The 17,467-nt window shown below is 65.9% G+C and carries 17 protein-coding genes; 9 read left to right on the plus strand and 8 right to left on the minus strand.

Annotated features, from left to right (window positions below; genetic code table 11):
* Positions 1 to 111 precede the first annotated feature (111 nt).
* The 4 genes from ACJ70B_RS02125 (at position 112) to ACJ70B_RS02140 (ending at position 3,561) form a co-directional block, all read left to right on the plus strand.
* Entirely contained in the window at positions 112 to 1,410 is a 1,299-nt protein-coding gene (locus tag ACJ70B_RS02125; protein ID WP_408958766.1) for an MgtC/SapB family protein, read from the plus strand.
* Positions 1,411 to 1,448: 38 nt separating this feature from the next.
* Complete coding sequence (locus ACJ70B_RS02130) at positions 1,449 to 2,801, plus strand: aminotransferase class III-fold pyridoxal phosphate-dependent enzyme (RefSeq protein WP_408958767.1); 1,353 nt, start codon at positions 1,449 to 1,451, stop codon at positions 2,799 to 2,801.
* Positions 2,802 to 2,884: 83 nt separating this feature from the next.
* A complete protein-coding gene (locus tag ACJ70B_RS02135) occupies positions 2,885 to 3,133 on the plus strand; it encodes an AbrB/MazE/SpoVT family DNA-binding domain-containing protein (RefSeq protein ID WP_408958768.1) in 249 nt (82 codons plus the stop codon).
* Positions 3,133 to 3,561: a type II toxin-antitoxin system VapC family toxin gene (locus ACJ70B_RS02140; RefSeq protein ID WP_408958769.1), complete on the plus strand. Its 429-nt coding sequence runs from the start codon at positions 3,133 to 3,135 to the stop codon at positions 3,559 to 3,561. The genes ACJ70B_RS02135 and ACJ70B_RS02140 overlap by 1 nt, the downstream gene beginning before the upstream one ends.
* A gap of 32 nt (positions 3,562 to 3,593) precedes the next feature.
* On the opposite strand, the gene purD is transcribed toward ACJ70B_RS02140, so the two are convergent.
* The 4 genes from purD to ACJ70B_RS02160 all read right to left on the minus strand — a co-directional run bounded on the left by purD (position 3,594) and on the right by ACJ70B_RS02160 (position 7,295).
* Positions 3,594 to 4,886, minus strand: coding sequence for a phosphoribosylamine--glycine ligase (purD, locus tag ACJ70B_RS02145; protein ID WP_408958770.1), 1,293 nt, complete (start codon positions 4,884 to 4,886; stop codon positions 3,594 to 3,596).
* 226 nt (positions 4,887 to 5,112) lie between these two features.
* Complete coding sequence (locus tag ACJ70B_RS02150; RefSeq protein ID WP_408958771.1) at positions 5,113 to 5,964, minus strand: hypothetical protein; 852 nt, start codon at positions 5,962 to 5,964, stop codon at positions 5,113 to 5,115.
* Between the two features lie 129 nt (positions 5,965 to 6,093).
* Positions 6,094 to 6,711: a hypothetical protein gene (locus ACJ70B_RS02155; RefSeq protein WP_408958772.1), complete on the minus strand. Its 618-nt coding sequence runs from the start codon at positions 6,709 to 6,711 to the stop codon at positions 6,094 to 6,096.
* Positions 6,708 to 7,295, minus strand: a complete 588-nt coding sequence (locus ACJ70B_RS02160) for a hypothetical protein (protein WP_408958773.1) — start codon at positions 7,293 to 7,295, stop codon at positions 6,708 to 6,710. The genes ACJ70B_RS02155 and ACJ70B_RS02160 overlap by 4 nt, the downstream gene beginning before the upstream one ends.
* Positions 7,296 to 7,470: 175 nt before the next feature.
* Here ACJ70B_RS02160 and thyA point away from each other — a divergent pair, with 175 nt between their 5' ends.
* The 3 genes from thyA (at position 7,471) to ACJ70B_RS02175 (ending at position 11,452) form a co-directional block, all read left to right on the plus strand.
* Positions 7,471 to 8,487 carry a thymidylate synthase gene (gene thyA / locus ACJ70B_RS02165; RefSeq protein WP_408958774.1) on the plus strand — a complete coding sequence of 339 codons (1,017 nt, stop codon included), beginning with the start codon at positions 7,471 to 7,473 and terminating at the stop codon, positions 8,485 to 8,487.
* Positions 8,484 to 9,044, plus strand: coding sequence for a dihydrofolate reductase (locus ACJ70B_RS02170; protein ID WP_408958775.1), 561 nt, complete (start codon positions 8,484 to 8,486; stop codon positions 9,042 to 9,044). Before thyA ends, ACJ70B_RS02170 begins: the two co-directional genes overlap by 4 nt.
* Positions 9,045 to 9,271: 227 nt before the next feature.
* Positions 9,272 to 11,452 (plus strand): thioredoxin domain-containing protein, encoded by a 2,181-nt coding sequence (locus tag ACJ70B_RS02175; RefSeq protein ID WP_408958776.1) that lies wholly within the window; start codon positions 9,272 to 9,274, stop codon positions 11,450 to 11,452.
* A 16-nt stretch (positions 11,453 to 11,468) separates the two neighbouring features.
* Here the strand turns inward: ACJ70B_RS02175 and ACJ70B_RS02180 are convergent, their stop codons facing one another.
* Positions 11,469 to 11,858: a thioredoxin domain-containing protein gene (locus ACJ70B_RS02180; RefSeq protein WP_408958777.1), complete on the minus strand. Its 390-nt coding sequence runs from the start codon at positions 11,856 to 11,858 to the stop codon at positions 11,469 to 11,471.
* 233 nt (positions 11,859 to 12,091) lie between these two features.
* Here ACJ70B_RS02180 and ACJ70B_RS02185 point away from each other — a divergent pair, with 233 nt between their 5' ends.
* Together ACJ70B_RS02185 and ACJ70B_RS02190 are read left to right on the plus strand one after the other, a co-directional pair.
* The gene (locus ACJ70B_RS02185; RefSeq protein ID WP_408958778.1) at positions 12,092 to 13,072 is read left to right on the plus strand and encodes a PLP-dependent cysteine synthase family protein; all 981 of its coding nucleotides are present in this window, start codon (positions 12,092 to 12,094) and stop codon (positions 13,070 to 13,072) included.
* Positions 13,073 to 13,161: 89 nt separating this feature from the next.
* The gene (locus ACJ70B_RS02190; protein ID WP_408958779.1) at positions 13,162 to 13,878 is read left to right on the plus strand and encodes a hypothetical protein; all 717 of its coding nucleotides are present in this window, start codon (positions 13,162 to 13,164) and stop codon (positions 13,876 to 13,878) included.
* Between the two features lie 8 nt (positions 13,879 to 13,886).
* Here ACJ70B_RS02190 and ACJ70B_RS02195 read toward each other — a convergent pair whose 3' ends face one another.
* The 3 genes from ACJ70B_RS02195 to ACJ70B_RS02205 all read right to left on the minus strand — a co-directional run bounded on the left by ACJ70B_RS02195 (position 13,887) and on the right by ACJ70B_RS02205 (position 17,153).
* Positions 13,887 to 14,465 (minus strand): DUF5804 family protein, encoded by a 579-nt coding sequence (locus tag ACJ70B_RS02195; protein ID WP_408958780.1) that lies wholly within the window; start codon positions 14,463 to 14,465, stop codon positions 13,887 to 13,889.
* Positions 14,466 to 14,624: 159 nt separating this feature from the next.
* Entirely contained in the window at positions 14,625 to 15,803 is a 1,179-nt protein-coding gene (locus ACJ70B_RS02200; protein ID WP_408958781.1) for a tRNA sulfurtransferase, read from the minus strand.
* Positions 15,804 to 15,899: 96 nt separating this feature from the next.
* Positions 15,900 to 17,153, minus strand: coding sequence for an MFS transporter (locus ACJ70B_RS02205; RefSeq protein ID WP_408958782.1), 1,254 nt, complete (start codon positions 17,151 to 17,153; stop codon positions 15,900 to 15,902).
* Positions 17,154 to 17,467 lie beyond the last annotated feature (314 nt).

Consider the following 17,467-nt stretch of genomic DNA (forward strand, 5'->3'; position numbering starts at 1 on the left):
GTGTCCCTTCGTTCCGCTCTCGGTCGCCCCGCTCTTCGCGGTGATACGTGACGGCTCGCCAGCGTCGCCGCCGGCGGGCCGCTTATATGCGGCCACAGTGAACCTCCGTGGGTGAACGAGGTCGTGTTGCAGGTCGCCGATGCGCCGCTCGAGGAAACGGTCGTCAGGATGGCGCTTGCGGGTGCGCTGGGGATGTTTCTCGGCCTCGAGCGCGAGTGGTCACAGAAGTCAGCCGGCATTCGGACGTTCTCGCTCATCAGTCTGCTCGCCTCCGTTTTCACCGTTCTGGTCACGGAATCGGACACCGTGATCGGCGAGAGCCTGCTGGTACTCGGCGGTGTGCTCGTGATCGTACAGGGTGTGTTACTCGCAGTGCAGGGCCTCATGAGCGAGGACGACGCCGGGCTCTCGCTGACGACCTCCGTGTCGATGCTCGTCGCCTACGGGGTCGGCATTCTGGTTACCGTCGGCTTCATTCTCGAGGGGGTGACCGTCGCCGTCCTCTCGTCGCTGTTGCTCGTCCTGAAGCGCGAACTCCACGAGTTCGCGTGGGGGCTCTCCCACGAAGAGATGCGGTCGACGAGCGAATTCGCCATCCTCGCATTCGTCATCTACCCGCTCTTGCCAGCCGAGACAACCGTCGAGTTCGCCGGAATTTCGATCCCGCTCGAGCCGCAGGTCATCTGGCTGATGGTCGTCGCCGTCGCGGGCATCGGCATCGCCAACTACGCGATCGTCTCGACCTACGGCGGGCGCGGCATCGCGATCACCGGCTTCTTCGGCGGGCTGGCCTCCTCGACGGCCGTCGTCGGGACGATGCTCGATCACGTCGATCAGCGTCCGGAGGCCGCCTCCTACGCCGTCGCCGCGATCCTACTCGCAAACGCCGCCATGGCCGCCCGGAACCTCGCGATCGCGGTCGGCTTCACCGCCGGCAACGGCTCCGGCATCCTCGTCGAGGCGATCGCCCCGCTCGGCGCGGTCATCGTCCTCGCGTTCGCCGTCGCCGCGCTCACCGCCGACTGGAGCGAGTCCGGCCCGATGGAACTCGAGAGCCCGTTCTCGTTGCGCAACGCGCTCGCGTTCGGGGCCGTCTTCCTCGTCGTCCTCGTCTTCGGGTCGCTGGCCGAGACCTGGTTCGGGACGCTTGGTTTCTACGCGACGGCGGTCGCCAGCGGCTTCGTCTCGAGCGCCGGCGCGACCACCTCGGCGGTCGTCCTCTATCGCGGCGGGCAACTGGGACCGGCGGAAGCGACGCTGGCGATTTTGCTCGCGACGGTCTCGAGCATCGTCGTCAAGGCGCTGTTAGCGGCGACCTCGAGCGACACCGGATTCCGCAACCGGGTCGCGGCCTATAGCACGGTTCTGCTCGTCGGCGGCGCGGTAGCGTCGGTGGTCGTCGTCGTATAGCGGTCAGTAACTTTACCGGAGACGGTCGAACCCATCGTATGGACCGAGCAACGGCCGAGCCTCGGGTCGACGAGCTTCCCGGCGAGCGAGCGCGCGAATGGGCCGCCTACCATCACCGGTTTGCCGCGCCGAGTACGTACGTCTACGAGTTCGTCTGGGATGCCGGTGGCGAGGCGATCGGCCCGTTCTGTACCGACGTCGACGGCAACGTCTTGCTGGATTTCACGAGTCACGTCGCGGCCGCGCCGCTGGGCTACAACAACCCCGCTGTCCGCGAGCGGCTCCGCGCGTTCGATCCCGTCGATCCGGGAAAGATCGCCGGCCAGGACTTTTACGTCAGCGGCGGCGGCCCGCCGGACGACCCCGAGTTTCCCGGCCCCACGCAGCTGATGGATCGGCTGATCGCGGTGACCGACCAGTACGACATGGATCAGGTCTTCCTCTCGAACTCCGGGGCGGAGGCCGTCGAGAACGCCATCAAGATCTGCTACGCCGCGGGCGGCCACCGCGCGTTCACCTTCGACGGAGCCTTCCACGGCCGGACGCTGGGGGCGCTCTCGCTCAACCGCTCGAAGGCCGTCCACCGCAGCGGATACCCCGAGATTCCGGGCGTCGTCAGCGTCTCCTATCCCTCGACCGACGAGGCCTACGAGACCCGCTGGCTGACCGACGGCCCCGGCGGCAACGTCGTCGCCGACGCGCTCCACCCCGAGCAGGGCGTGATCGACCCAGACGAGGTTGCCTATCTGATCCTCGAGCCGATTCAGGGTGAAGGCGGCTACCGGGTCGCCCACCCCGCGTTCGCCCGCGACCTCGAGGCGCTGCGCGAGGCGTACGGCCTCCGAATCGTCGCGGACGAGATCCAGTCGGGCGTGGGCCGGACGGGCGAGTTCTGGGCCGTCGACCACCTCGACCTCACGCCGGACGTCATCGCGAGCGGGAAGGGACTGCGCGTCGGCGCGACGATCTCGCGGTCGGACGTCTTTCCCGCTGAGCGCGGTCGTCTCTCCTCGACGTGGGGTGCCGGCGACCTCATGGCCGCCATGTCGGGCGTCATTACGATCGACGTCATCCACGAGGAGAACCTGCTTGCGACCGTCCGCGAGCGCGGCCGCCAGCTCCGGACGCGGCTCGCGGACGCCGCCGAAGACGGCGACGCGCCCGGCGTGATCGACGTCCGCGGTCGGGGACTGATGCTCGGCGTCGAGTTCGATACGAAGGCGCGTCGGGACGCGGTGCTCGAGGGCGCGTTCAATCGCGGGCTGCTGACGCTCGGCTGTGGCTACAAGACGCTGCGACTGCTCCCGCCGCTTGACGTGACCGAACGGGAGATCGAACTGGGGGTCGAAGTGTTGCTCGAGGCGGTCGAAGACGTTCGGGATTCGACCTGACTCTCGTCTCGTTGCTCGTGTCCGCGGTCCACGCCAGAAATTTGGAGGCAAATTATTTTACTCAGGGCCGGTTAGCTTTGAGCATGTCTCATCGGGTCGAGGACGAAACGACGGTAAACGACAGTTATTCCGTAACGGTTCCGGCGGCGATCCGTCGCGAACTCGGTATCGAAGCTGGTGACAAAATTCGCTGGCGCGTCGACGAAGACGGAACGCTTTCGGTCGAAGTCGTTACGCAACGCTACGGTGCGTTTGCCGAACTCGAGCCGGTCGACATCGGTGAGGAAACGAACGCAGCCGAGGATCACGATCTCGTCGCTGGGGACTACTGATGGCCCGCGCCGTCGTCGATGCGAACGTCATCATCGGGGCACGGCTATCGAGAGACCAAAACCACGAGCGAGCGGCCGCTATTTCGAAGGGATTCGATAGCGGTTCTCTCCCGACTGCATACGTGTTGACCGACGTTCTCGAGGAGGTCATCAATTACCTCCAAGCACGGAGTACGCACGAAGTCGCCGTCCGGACGCTCGATGCGATTCTCGAAAGTAGCGGATTCGAAATCGTCCACACGCCGAAACGCGACATCGATGCCGGTCGGTCGTTGTTCCGAAAATACGAGCCGTTATCGCTAACGGACGCCGTGATCGCGGCCTCGATGCAACGACAAGAACTCGAGTATCTCTATTCGTTCGACGATGGATTCGATGCCGTCGACGATGTGAGCCGGATTACAACGGCAGACAGTCCGTTCGAATAGCCCGTTCTGGCCCGCGAGAGTGCTGGGATCGTTCAGTCGCCGCGAAGTTCGTTCACGTGGTCGATCCGGCGCTGGACGAGGTCCGCCTTTCCGATGTCGTGACGGACGTGCAGCCCCTCCTCGCCGGCAACGGCGAGCGCGTCCTCGGCCATCTCCTCGGCCTCGTCGATCGAGTCGGCGACGCCGACCAGCGCGAACGACCGAGACGTGGTCGTGTAGATGCCGTCGTCGCGTTCGTCCACACTGGCGTAGTACAGCAGGGCATCGCCGGCGCTCTCCTCGTCGACCTGCACCTTCGCGCCGGCCTCGGGGTCCGTCGGGTACCCCTCGGGAACGGCGTACTTACAGACCGTCGCCTGGGAGGCAAAGTCGAGTTCCGGCGGGGCCTCGCCGTCGCGGGCGGCGGTGAGTATCTCGAGGAAATCCGTCTCGAGCACCGGCAGCGTGTTCATCGCCTCGGGGTCGCCGAAGCGGGCGTTGAACTCGACGACGCGGGGGCCGGTCTCGGTCAGCATGAACTGGCCGTAGAGGATACCCCGATAGTCCTCGAGGGCGTCGACGGTGGCCTCGATGATCGAGACGGCGTCGTCGTAGTCCGCGGCGGTCATAAAGGGCAGTTCGTTCGTCGCGTCGGAGTAGCTGCCCATGCCGCCCGTGTTTGGACCCTCGTCTCCCTCGTAGGCGCGCTTGTGGTCCTGGACCGCGGGGGCAGTCCGGAACTCGCCGTTGGCGACGAACGCCTGCACGGTGAACTCCTCGCCGATGAGCCGCTCCTCGAGGACGATCTGGTCGTAGTCCGCGTCGCGGATGTACTCCTTGCCCTCTTCGGCGGTCACCTGATCGCCGATGACCTTGACGCCCTTCCCGCCGGTGAGGCCGGCGGGCTTGATCGCGAGGTCACCATCGTACTCGTCGATGAAGTCGCAGGCGGCCTCCATGTCGTCGAAGGTCTCGAAATCGGGACAGCCCGGGATGTCGTGTTCCTCCATGAACTGGCGCTGGAAGGCCTTGTCCGTCTCGATGCGGGCGTCGTCCTCTTTCGGCCCGAAGGCGTAGATTCCCGCCGCCTCGAGCGCGTCGGCGACCCCGACCTCCAGCGGCGCTTCGGGGCCGATGACGGCGATCGTCGCGCCGACGTCTTCGGCGTAGTCGACGACGGCCTCTGGATCGGTCGTCTCGAGCGTCTCGAACCCGGTCGCGATGCGGGCGATACCGGGGTTTTTGTTGCCGGCACAGGCGTAGAGGTCGGCCTCGCTGTCCGCAAGCGCGCGGGCGATGGCGTGTTCGCGGCCGCCGCCCCCGACCAGCAGCACGTTCTCTCGCATGATCGATAGCGGAACGCACGAACCTGTAAGCGTTGCTCTTTTCTCGGATGGAAGTATGCATGCTCGTGGGTACTACGGTCCCTCGCTCGAGCGACCGCTCCGAACCGGCCGACACCGCAGACCGAGGCGGAAACGGATACCAGCGGACGAACGGGGAGTGTCCGTCGTCCGGCCAGTAGCGGCACTACTTCTGGGGCACACCGGTAAACAGTTACAGCAGACCGTATCAGTCGGTGCTGCGGCGGAGGAAGTCGTCGTCGAAGGTGAGGCTCTCCTCGTCGACGAGGCTGTACTCGGCGGCCACGAGATTCCCCGCGGGATCGAAGATTTCGGATTCGTCGCGCATCACGTACAGCCGTCCCGTGTCCGTCTGTGCGCCCTCTTGCGCGAAGAGGAGGAACCGCTGGTTCGTACCCAGGTATCTTGCGTGAACGGTGTTGTACGCGGTGAACAGGCCGCTCTGCTCGACGTCCTGTGGAACCCACCCCTGTGCCCCCGAGGTGATCTCGAACAGCGCGCTCGAGTAGAAGTCGTCGGGACGGACGGCCGCCTCACCGCCTCCGTTCTCCAGAATCTCGAAGTCTTCGTTCTCGTCGAGCTCGAAGGGGAGATCAGACCGTTCGAGCGGCCGGAACTCCACCTGGATGAGGCCAGGTGACGGAACCTCCCGCTCCGTCCTGTCCGACAGCAGATCGTCGAAGACGTAGACGTTCCCCTGCTGGACCTGTACGTTCGGCGGAACGAAGATGTATCCCTCTTCGTTCGTGTTGAAGTACTCGATAACGCGGACCTCGTAGTTTCGCACTGCCTCCGGGTTCTGCACCACGGGGGCGTTCTCGAGCGGCGGCGAAACGATCCTGAAGATCGCGCCGGAGAAAAACGTCTCGCGAGTGGCGATCACCTCTTTGAATCTCGTGTCGCCCTGTCCGTTACTGTCATCGCCCTCCGACTGCCGTGTCGTCGTGTTCCTGTTCTGAGCCGACCCCGTTCCGGGCAGTCCGATCGCGAGGGCGCTCGCAGCCGTCGCGCCAGCCCGGACGAACCGGCGTCTCGTCTCGGAACGTGCCGTATCTCTCATACTGAATCAGTTGCCCTTCTCGGGTCGCGTCTGATTTCGCTCCGTCGGTGGATAGTCCCGGTGCAAGATTTTGCAGCCGTCCGGGAGCTACGGGCGACCGCGGCCGTGACGGGAGTTTGTGACCGCCGCTCAGCCATCGGTGCCGGATCGGAGCCGTTCCTGAAAGAATTCCACGAGGCCGTCGACGTGACCGGCCCCCCAGATCGCCACGATCAACCCGCCGACCGCGTTGAACACCAGATCGGTGACGATGTCGTCGATTCCGTAGACGGTGACTGCCACGCCTCCGAGAGCGAACTCGAGGACCTCCCAGAAGACGCCCATCGCGAGGACGAAGACGACGATGAACGCGGCCCGAAACGTCGACGGGACGTCCATCTCGTCGGAGTGAAGTTCAAACGCGCGAAAGGCCGCGTAGCCCAGTCCCGCGACGATCGACGCCGAAACAGTGTGGGCGATCTCGTCATACCACTGATACTGTCGGTACGGACCGAGCACCCCGACGGTGTGGAGGTTCACGGCGACGGTGATCCAGAGAACGAGGCCGGCGTCCATCGAGTAGCCGTACTCCCGGCGCAACAGCGCCGGCAGTAGCGTGATCGCGAGCGCCAGTCCCGCCGTTCCGAAGATACCGAACTGGCCCGTCACGAGCCCGTAGCCCAAAATGACGACGAGCGTGAGTTGCAACCCCCGAACGACGGTTCGCTCCTGAGATTCCGACAGCTCCATCATCTCACTGAACGTCATGCTGATCCCGATCCGTTCGTCGTTCGATGACTGACGGTCCCGGCCAGCTCGAATCGGCTGAAATACCACCTGAAGAGCACGCCCAGCGCCAGTCCCACGGCGGTGACGATGACGAAGTCCCACTGAAGCTCGGTCTGCGTTCGCAGATACTCCGTCCCGAGCCACCGATCCGAGTAGAACTGCACGACGGTCCAGAGCGCCTGCAGCGCCATCGTCAGTAAGACCCCGAAGAAGACGGCGAACCGACGGCTCAGATCGACCGACGAAAACGCCTCGAGTTCGACGACGATGACCAGCGCGAGCGTCGCGACGGCCAGATACGCGACGGTTTCGAACGAGACGCCGCCCGCGCCGGCGATCACGGCGACCGCGGCGACTGACAGCAGCGGCCAGGGAACCATCGCCGTCCAATCACGCGTCACGAGCGCCGGTCCCGCTGTGACGGCCACGATGATCAGTTCGAAGCCGCCCCAGAGCGGCAGGGCCCCCACCGCGTTTTTGACGCCGTCGAGGGCCACGACACCCGTCAGTAGCCACCCGACGGCGGCGTTCACTCGCTCGTCAGGGGCGAGCGCCTCGAGCACGACTCAAATGCTAGCGCCCCGCCCACTAAAACCCGCACCCGGCTTTACAGTTCGCAAGAGCGCGACGACCGGTTCGTTCGGCCGGTCTCAGAGACGGGCAGTGGCGAGTCCATGTCTCGAAACGCGGACCTGGGACCGATACCGATAACTTCGCACGGTCGGAAGCTTCCGATCAATGCGACAGTACCTCGAGCTCGTCGACACGGTCCTCTCGGAAGGCACGCACAAGCCCAACCGGACCGGCGTCGACACGATTTCGTCGTTCAGCGAACACTACGAGGTCGATCTGCGGGAGGGGTATCCGCTGCTCACGACCAAAGAGATGGACGGCTACCGCTGGAACTCGATGCTCCACGAAGTCTGCTGGTATCTCTCCGGCGAGGAACACATCCGCCAGCTCCGCGAGGAGACCAAGATCTGGGACGCCTGGGCCGACGACGAGGGGCGACTCGATACGGCCTACGGCCGGTTCTGGCGGCGGTTCCCGGTTCCCGACGACGACGCGCGACTCGAGGGGGAGTCCTGGCCCGACGCCGCCCACCGGTGGGTCACTGAAGAGGCCGACGGACGACAGACGTTCGACCAACTGCAGTACGTAATCGACACGCTCTCCGAGTCGCCGAACTCGCGCCGACTGGTGGTCAACGCCTGGCACCCCGCGAACGCCGCCGTCTCGACGCTGCCGCCTTGCCACTACAGCTTCGTCTTCAACGTGCAAGGCGACCGACTGAACTGCCATCTGACGCAGCGATCGGGCGACACCGCACTCGGGATTCCGTTTAACATCGCGGCTTACGCGCTCCTGACGAAGGTCATCGCCCAGCAGACCGGGTTCGAGCCCGGCACCTTCGCCCACACCGTCGTCGATGCCCACGTCTACTGCGGTCGCGGCGCACGCGGCGACTGGTACGCCGACAATCTCGAGGCGCTCCAGTCCAGACTGGCCGAGGCCGACGAGCGCGCAGACTACCTCGACGTCAAGGCGTGGCTCGAGTCCGAAGCGCCCGCCGAGGCCGAGGGCGACGAGCGCCTCGATCACGTCCCCGGGCTGCTCGAGCAACTCTCGCGAGAACCGCTCGAGCGACCGACGCTCGAGGTGGCCGACGTTTCGATCGACGAACTCTCCTACGAGGACGTCGAGCTTCGCGACTACAAGTCCCACGACGGCATCGAGTTCGCGGTGGCCGAATGAGCGCGGACGAGGACCGAGACGCGACGGCGGCCACACCGCCGGAACTCGAGACCGACCGCGAACTCGTCGGCATCGTCGCCGTCGCCGACAACGGCGTCATCGGGACGGACGGCGAGATGCCCTGGCATATCCCCGCGGACCTGCAGCACTTCAAGGAGGCCACGATGGATCACCCCGTCATCATGGGCCGGGTGACCTACGAGGGCATTCTCGAGACGCTGGGCGAACCGCTCCCCGGGCGAACGACGGTGGTCCTGACGAGTCGGGATCTCGAGACGCCGGAGGGAGCCGTCGTGGCCCACGGGCTCGAGGAAGCAGTCGAGGCGGCGAACACGGCCGCGCGGGAGAACCACGACGACGTCGATCGAATCTTCGTCGCGGGCGGCGCGACCGTCTACGAGCAGTTCCTGCCCGCGGTCGACCGGCTGGTCGTGACTGAAGTTCACGACGAACCCGACGGCGACACCACCTTCCCCGACTGGGACCGCGAGGCGTGGACGGAGACGGCTCGAGACGAGCGCGACGGGTTTGCGTTCGTGGAGTACGCACGGCCGTGACGCACTCCTCACTATAATAGACGGCCGGACGATCGGACAATCAGATGACCGGACGACCGGCGTGAAGCCTTCTCTTCCGGTAGACTCCTCTCAGCATTCTCGTTCAGCGCCACTCACTGCCTGCGATCGGTTGATCCACGAAACCGACGGTCGCACCAACCACTGCCGACAGGTGGTTTCGAGCGTCGCACGCCGACCTTTTACCGCTCTCGACCGTACTCGATTCTATGACCGACCCGACCCGGCGCAACCGGCTCGAGGACGAGGAGAGCCCCTACCTGCGCCAGCACGCAGACAACCCCGTCAACTGGCAGCCCTGGGACGAGGCGGCGCTCGAGGCCGCGAAGGAGCGCGACGTGCCGATCTTCCTCTCGATCGGCTACTCGGCGTGTCACTGGTGTCACGTGATGGAAGAAGAGAGCTTCCAGGACGAGGCCGTCGCCGAAGTCTTGAACGAGAACTTCGTCCCGATCAAGGTCGACCGCGAGGAGCGCCCGGACGTCGACAGCATCTACATGACCGTCTGCCAGCTCGTCCGGGGGCAGGGCGGCTGGCCGCTCTCGGCGTGGCTCACCCCCGAGGGCAAGCCCTTCTTCATCGGGACCTACTTCCCGCCGGAGGGACAGCGCGGCCAGCCCGGCTTTCGCGACCTGCTCGAGCGGATCAGCGACTCCTGGGAGAGCGAGGAAGACCGCGAGGAGATGGAACACCGCGCCCAGCAGTGGACCGACGCGGCGAAAGATCGGCTCGAGGAGACGCCCGACGCCGCAGGAACCGGTGGTGGCGGAGCGCCGCCCTCGAGCGACGTGCTCGAGACGGCAGCTGACGCGGTCGTGCGAAGCGCGGACCGGGAGTACGGCGGCTTCGGCTCCGGCCAGAAGTTCCCCCAGCCCTCGCGCCTCCGGGTGCTCGCTCGCGCGTACGACCGAACCGGCGAGGAAGACTATCTCGACGTGCTCGAGCAGACCCTGGGTGCGATGGCGTCGGGCGGGCTCTACGACCACGTCGGCGGCGGCTTCCACCGCTACTGCGTCGACCGGGACTGGACGGTCCCCCACTTCGAGAAGATGCTCTACGACAACGCCGAGATACCACGCGCGTTCCTCGCCGGCTACCAGCTAACCGGCGAGGGCCGCTACGCCGAAGTGGTCGAGGAGACGCTCGCGTTCGTCGATCGGGAGCTGACCCACGACGAGGGCGGCTTCTTTAGCACGCTCGACGCTCAAAGCGAGTCGCCCGAGACCGGCGAGCGCGAGGAGGGCGCGTTCTACGTCTGGACGCCCGCAGAGGTCCACGAGATCTTAGAGGACGAGACGGATGCCGCCCTCTTCTGCCGGCGCTACGATATCAGCGAGGCGGGCAACTTCGAGGGGCAAAACCAACCAAACCGCGTCGTCAAGATTTCGGAACTCGCCGGCGAGTTCGATCTCGAGGGCAGCGAGATTCTGAAACGTCTCGACTCAGCCCGCCAGCGGCTGTTCGAGGCTCGCGAGGAGCGTCCCCGACCGAACCGCGACGAGAAGATCCTCGCGGGCTGGAACGGGCTGCTGATCTCGACGTACGCCGAGGCGGCGCTGGTCCTCGGCGAGGACGGCTACGCCGAGACGGCCGTCGACGCGCTCGGGTTCGTGCGAGAACGGCTCTGGGACGACGACGAACGGCGGCTGTCGCGACGCTATAAAGACGGGGATGTCAAGGTCGACGGCTACCTCGAGGACTACGCCTTTCTCGCGCGCGGAGCGCTCGATTGCTATCAGGCCACCGGCGAGGTCGACCACCTCGCGTTCGCACTCGAGTTGGCCCGCGTCATCGAGGCCGAATTCTGGGACGCCGACCGCGGGACGCTGTACTTCACCCCCGAGAGCGGCGAATCGCTCGTGACCCGCCCGCAGGAACTGAGCGACCAGTCGACGCCCTCCGCGGCCGGCGTCGCGGTCGAGACGCTGCTCGCGCTCGACGAATTCGCAACCGAGGAGTTCGGGGAAATCGCCACGACCGTCCTCGAGACCCACGCGAACAAACTCGAGGCCAACGCCCTCGAGCACGCCACGCTCTGCATCGCGGCCGACCGCCTCGAATCGGGCGCGCTCGAGGTGACGGTGGCCGCCGACAATCTCCCCGAGACGTGGCGCGACCGGTTCGCGTCGCGGTACGCCCCCGATCGGCTGTTTGCATTGCGGCCGCCGACCGAGGACGGCCTCGAGGACTGGCTCGATCGGTTGGCACTCGAGGACGCGCCACCGATCTGGGCGGGCCGCAAAGCCCGGGACGGCGAGCCGACGCTGTACGTCTGTCGCGATCGGACGTGTTCGCCGCCGACCCACGACGCCGACGAGGCGCTCGAGTGGCTGGGCGAGAACGTTGCTCGCGAAGACGGTGGCGGAGAGTCGGACGACGCGCCGTTTTAACGTCGAGAAGGGGGAGCTACGATAGTTCCGCCTCGATCTCGTCGGCGAGCCAGACGGCCGGCGGCACGGCTTCCTCCTCGACGAACCGGGTGATCTCCTCGCCTTCGTCCGCTCCGGCAGGTGTGCGCTCGACCACGATCGTCGGGATGTACTCGATGTCGTACTCCTCGATGCCGGGGCCTTCCTTGTCCTGATCGAGGGCGAACTCCTCGATGCGCTCGTCGGGGACCTCGGCGGCCTCGAGCGCCGCACCGAAGTCGGGCAGCAGGGCGCGACAGTCCTTGCACCAGTCGCCGCCCCAGATCTTGTAGGTCAGTTCGTCGCTGTGCGCCGCGAGCGTGTCGACCGCCTCCTCGTAGGACGCCGCGTCCCACGTGGGGTTTGGCCGCATGGTCTCGAGACTCATACGCACGCCTTACGTCTCGGCGGGCTTAACCGCGGTGTTTCGGGCAGCGGCTTCGCTCGGGGCGGCCCTCCGCCGGTGCTCGCACTCGCCTGACTGGCCACCGCCGGGCGGGACTTTCCGGTTGTTCGAGGCCCTTCGAGAGAGCGTTTCCGCGGTGATCGATTAGAGGACTAGCCGGCACGTACTGCCTAAGTCCAGCACGGGTTTACGTCTTGAATCCGTATGCCGGGTCAATGAAAGGGAGCATTCTGGACACCATCGGCTCGCCGCTCGTCCAGGTCGATTCGCCGGAGGGCGTGACGGTCGCCGCGAAGATCGAATCGTTCAACCCCGGCGGTTCGGCCAAGGACCGGCCCGCTCGCGAGATGATCCGGGCCGCCGAGCGCGACGGCCGGATCGAACCCGGCGACCGGCTCGTCGAGCCGACAAGCGGCAATACCGGGATCGGCCTCGCGCTCGTCGCCGCCGCCCGCGGCTACGATCTGACGATCGTCATGCCGTCAGACAAATCGAAAGAACGACGGCAGGTTATGGCCGCCTACGGGGCCGACCTCGAGTTGGTCGACGGCGACATGTCGGCCGCCCGTGATCGCGCCGACGAGATCGCGGCCAAAGGTGCGATCCAGCTCGGCCAGTTCGAGAATCCCGCGAACCCTGAGGCTCACTACAAGACGACCGGCGAGGAGATTATAGCGCAGGTCGGCGACCGCGAGATCGACGCCTTCGTCGCCGGCGTTGGCACCGGCGGGACGCTCTCGGGCACCGGTCGCCGCCTCCGCGAGGCGTTCCCCGACATGGACATCGTCGCGGTCGAGCCGGCCAAAAACGCCGTCCTCTCGACCGGCGAGTCCGGCCAGGACGAGTTCCAGGGGATGGGTCCCGGCTTCGTCAGCGATAACCTCGACGTCGATCTGATCGACCGCGTCGAGACGGTCGAACTCGAGAACGCCGAGGACGAGTGTCGCCGCCTCGCGCGCGAAGAGGGCGTCCTCGTCGGCCAATCCAGCGGCGCGACGAGCCTGGTCTCCCAGCGGGTTGCCCGCGAGATCGCCGATCCCAGCCTCGAGTGTCCGGAGGTCTCGACGGCCTTCGACGACGCCGGCGAGCCGGCCGCTCCCGAAACCGACGGCGGCCGAGCCGACGACTGCCCGCTCGTGGTCACCGTCTTCTGGGACAGAGGCGAGCGGTACCTCTCGACTGGCCTGTTCGACTGACCGCCGTCGGGTCGAACACGAACCCGGCGAAAAGAGCTCTTTCACCTAGCCGAATTCCCTTTACCTACCCGTTCGTTCGCTCGAGTACGATGACACGTTCCTCTAGACGGAGCCTGCTGTGTGGTACCGCATCGATGATCGCGCTCTCGGCCGGCTGTCTCGCCGACGATACCAATAGTGCAGCGAACGGTGACAGCGGTAACGGTGACGGCGGTAACGGTGACGGGAATCAGACCGACGGTAATCAGTCACTGAACGAGAACGCGGTCGATGACGACCTGCCAGACGGATTGGCGAGCTACGACACGCAGTCGTTCCACCACTCCGAGCAATCATCCTCGCCCGACGCGGCGCTGTTGCTCGAGGCGGGCGACGCGAACGAGTGGCTCAGTGAGCGATCCCTTCAGTCGGAGCCGCTCGCCGGATTCGTCGACGAGACCGACTTCGAAACGTCAGTCATCGTCGCGCTCGAGGCCGGCGCGCCGAACCCATGTTACGAACTGGTGCTCGATGAGATCGATATCGACGACGGCGACGAGAGCGAGGACGACGACGAGCTCGTCCTCGACGCCGCGGTCCGCGACACCAGCGGCGCGAACGAGGTCTGTACGGGTCAGATCGTGACCGCTGGCCGGCTCGTCCGAGCGACGTTCGATTCGGAGCGGCTGACGCGAGTGTCCGCGTCGATCGTCGATAGCGACGGGCAGGAACACGGAATCGGGATCGCAAGCGAGAGCGCGTCGGCGAGCGCGGGCGATGGGTCATCGGCGAGTAGCGGCAACGAAAGTGCGGCGGACGATTCTTGACCGCGGCGTTACGGGGCGTGCTCGGCTTCGGTCAGCCGGACGACGAGAGTGTCCTCGACGTCCCGGAGATCGTATTCGGGCAGGTCGCCGTCGGTCCGACGGACGTACAGCGGTTCGACGAGCCGATCGGTCGGGCCAGTCGCCCCCGTTCGGTTGGCCTCACTCGAGTCGGCGTCGTCCGCCGTCTCGGCGGGTTCGCCATCGCCATCCGGCCCCCGTTCGTCCGTTTCGGCCTCCTCGAGTCCCGCGTCGACTCGCTCGAGGCCGTAAATTTTGCAGTATTCGGCCGTCTCCGCGGGTTCAACTGCGCCGTTTCGGAGCTGTTCGGCCAGTGACCGCGAGAGCCACTCTGCGTCGCTGACGCTGGGTTCCTGAACGAGTGCTTCGTCGACGAACCGGGTGAGATACCAGTTCAAGTCGTTCAGCAGCGAGACGGCGGCACCGACGCTGACCGTCCGGAGCGCGAGCGAGTTGTCGAACGGCCGCTCGAGATCGTAGGTCGCCAGCGCCTCGCGGGCGGTCTCCCGGGAGAGCAGTTCGTATTGGAGATCGCTCTCGTCTTCGCCGATGAGACAGACGCGGGTCACTACGATATGGTGCGGGCGGTCTCGTAATGTCGGTTTCGCCTTCCGTGCGTGGCGTTCGTGAATAGCTCGTCTGTTTTCGAGACGACGAAAGTCCCACCCGGCGGTGGCTGGCTGAGCTGGCTACAAGCAGCGCGGAGAAGCAAGAGCCGGCGTTCCGTCTCAGGGCTCGACCAGGTCCGCGTTCCTCGCGGCTTCCTCTGCCCGCTCGAGCAAATCGTCGGGCTCGGCGGCTAGTAGGGGCTCGAGGCGGGCATTAGTTTCGACGCGGTCGGGGGTGACGCGGTTACAGCCGGCGTCGATCGTCGAGTCAGTGAAGGTGCCGATCTCGCGGGCTTTCGCGACGATCTCCTGTTTGTCTCGAGTCAGCAGCGGGCGGTGGATCGGCAGTCGGGCCGCGCAGCTGGTGACACTGAGGTTCCGGACGGTCTGGCTGGACTTCTGGCCCGCGGCCTCGCCGGTGACGATGCCGTTGGCGTCGACGCGCTCGGCCAGCGTCTCGGCCGCGCGGTAGAAAAAGCGGCGCAGCGAGAGCATTCGGCCCTGTTCCATCTCCCGGACGAGCAGGTCGACCGTCTCGCCGCCGGGGATCCGATAGACCTGCATGTCGAAATTGGGGGCGTAGTTCGAGAGGAGCCGAACGGTCTCCATCGCGCGCGCCTCGTGGTCGATCCCGCCGTAGTCGCCGAGATCGACGTAGGCGGGCATGATGGGGCTCCCGCGTTTCATCAGTTCGTAGGCCGCGACCGGCGAGTCGATCCCGCCGCTGACCAGCGCGATCACCGGCTCCTGGGAGCCAAGCGGGAGCCCGCCCGGCCCGGAGACCGTCTCGAGGTAGAGAAGCGCCAGATCCTCTCGAACTTCGACGCCGAAGGTGAGGTCGGGGTTGTCGAGATCGACTTCGGGCTCGAACTCGTCCTCGACGGCCTCCCAGATCGCGCTTCCGGCCTCGCGGGCCAGGTCCTCGCTGTCGTAGGGCAGGGTCTTGTCGGCCCGGCGGGCGTCGACCGCGAACGTCCCGCCGTCGTAGTGTTCGCGGGAAGTCTCGGAAAGCGCCTCGAGGATCCGTTCTTTCTCGGTGCTGACCGTCAGCGCGGGGCTGGCAGAGACGACGCCGAAGGTATCGGTCGCGGCCGCGGTCGCGTCCTCGACGGCGCGCTCGCTCGTGTGGATCAGCGGCCGGTTCCACCGGCGTTCGACTTCGCCGGGGATCGACCGATCGGCGAGGATGGCCTCGAGATTCTCGACGAGGAGCCCCTCCATGTACCGCTTGACGGTGTTGCTCTTGGTGTTGACGTCCCCGTGACGGACGAGGACGGTGTCGGCTCCCGGGGGATGCATGGCAAGTGGTAGATGGTCGGAGCTATAAGGGGGTTGCGAGGTTGGTATCGGTCTTGAGCAGCCCGAGGAGTCGACGGTCGTCGGGACGCCCCGCGTTCAGACGATCGACTCGTCAACCGTCGGGCTCAGGCTGCCGGTGTAGGTGTAGATGCCGGCGACGAGGACGCCACCGGCCAGCAGCGGGATGACGGCGCTGATCGCGTACAGCGTATCGAACCCGGCCGCGTTGGCGAAGGGCAACGAGATAAGTGGGCCGATGGCACCGCCCACGTCGCCGAAGACGTTGTTGGTTCCCATCGCCCGCCCCATCCGGTCTTCGGGCGTGAGATCGGCGAGCAGCGCGGTCAGCGGGCCGCCGACCCCTCCCTGACCCGCGCCGATCAGGACGCAGCCGAGGACGACCGTGGCGAGTGACGGTGCGAGCGTGAGGACGGCAAAGCCGGCACAGCTCGTCACGAGGAAGACGAGCAAAACGGGGACGCGAGCGCCGACGCCGTCGCTGATCTTTCCGCCGAGGATCGTAAAGAACGCGCCCGACAGCGCCGAGGCGGCCATCAGTAGCCCGGAGGTTCCCTGCTCGCCGTAGTCGATGCCCAGCCCCGCAAACTCGAGCGCGAGCGTCATCGATTCGACCTCGAGGTACAACACGAGCGTCGAGAAGAGGACGCCGAAGTACGCGAAGTAGAGCCCGAAGTTAACCAGCCCGACGGTCAGCGCAGGGAGGGTCGTCTCGAGGTCCCACGGCTTGACCGACGTGTCGGGGCTCTCGACGTGCGTCTCGGGGACGATGAAGTACGCGATGATACTTGCGAGACCGGCGAAGGCGGCCGCGAGGACGAACGCGGCGACGTTGCTGTAGACCTCGCTGACGATCCCGCCCAGCACCATGCCGGCGGGGAAGCCGAACGTGATCCCGGCCCTGACGATTCCCATGCTCGTCCCTCTCGAGGCGGCTTCGCTGACGTCGGCGGTGATCGTGTAGGCCGTCGCGAACACGAGCGCGCTGCCGACGCCCCAGCAGACCCGCGCGAGGACGAACCAGAACTCGGGGACCGAGGAGGTGATCGCGACCACGTAACCCGCCGTCGCAACCCCCTCGATCGCCAGCCCCGCCACGAACGGCGTTCGGGTCCCGATCCGGTCGACCAGCACTCCGGCCGGGCCGTTCGCGAACAACCGTGTCCAGCGGTTCGCCGAGAGGATGACGCCGACCATGAACGCCGAGATGCCCAGCACCTCGCCGAGATTCGGCAGGATCGGAAAGACGACGCCGCCGCCGAAGCCGACGAAGAAGGTGCTCGCGACGACGGCGTAGACGACGCGGTTCGAACTACCGAATGAACGTGACACCAGTGATCGCTCTCGAATACTGTTTCGACCGAGAACTGCTACGGCAAGAAACGTGACGGTACGCAATCCCTCTGCCGGATCTACTATTTCCGTCGCTTGCTGGCGGATATCCGTTTCGTATCGAGAGTGAACTGGTTCACCGATCTAGATCCGATGAATAGACCCAAACCGCCGGGAATCGTCTGAAACAACACCGAAGCGGGATCAACGCCGTCTCGAGCGCGATCGCCACTGTCGATTGACTCTTCCGAGCTCATCCGCTATTATTTTTGATATATGAAATAATTAGCGTTCGGAAGAACAACGATTGTCGA

The sequence above is a fragment of the Natrinema sp. 74 genome (assembly GCF_046097095.1).
GTDB lineage: Archaea > Halobacteriota > Halobacteria > Halobacteriales > Natrialbaceae > Natrinema.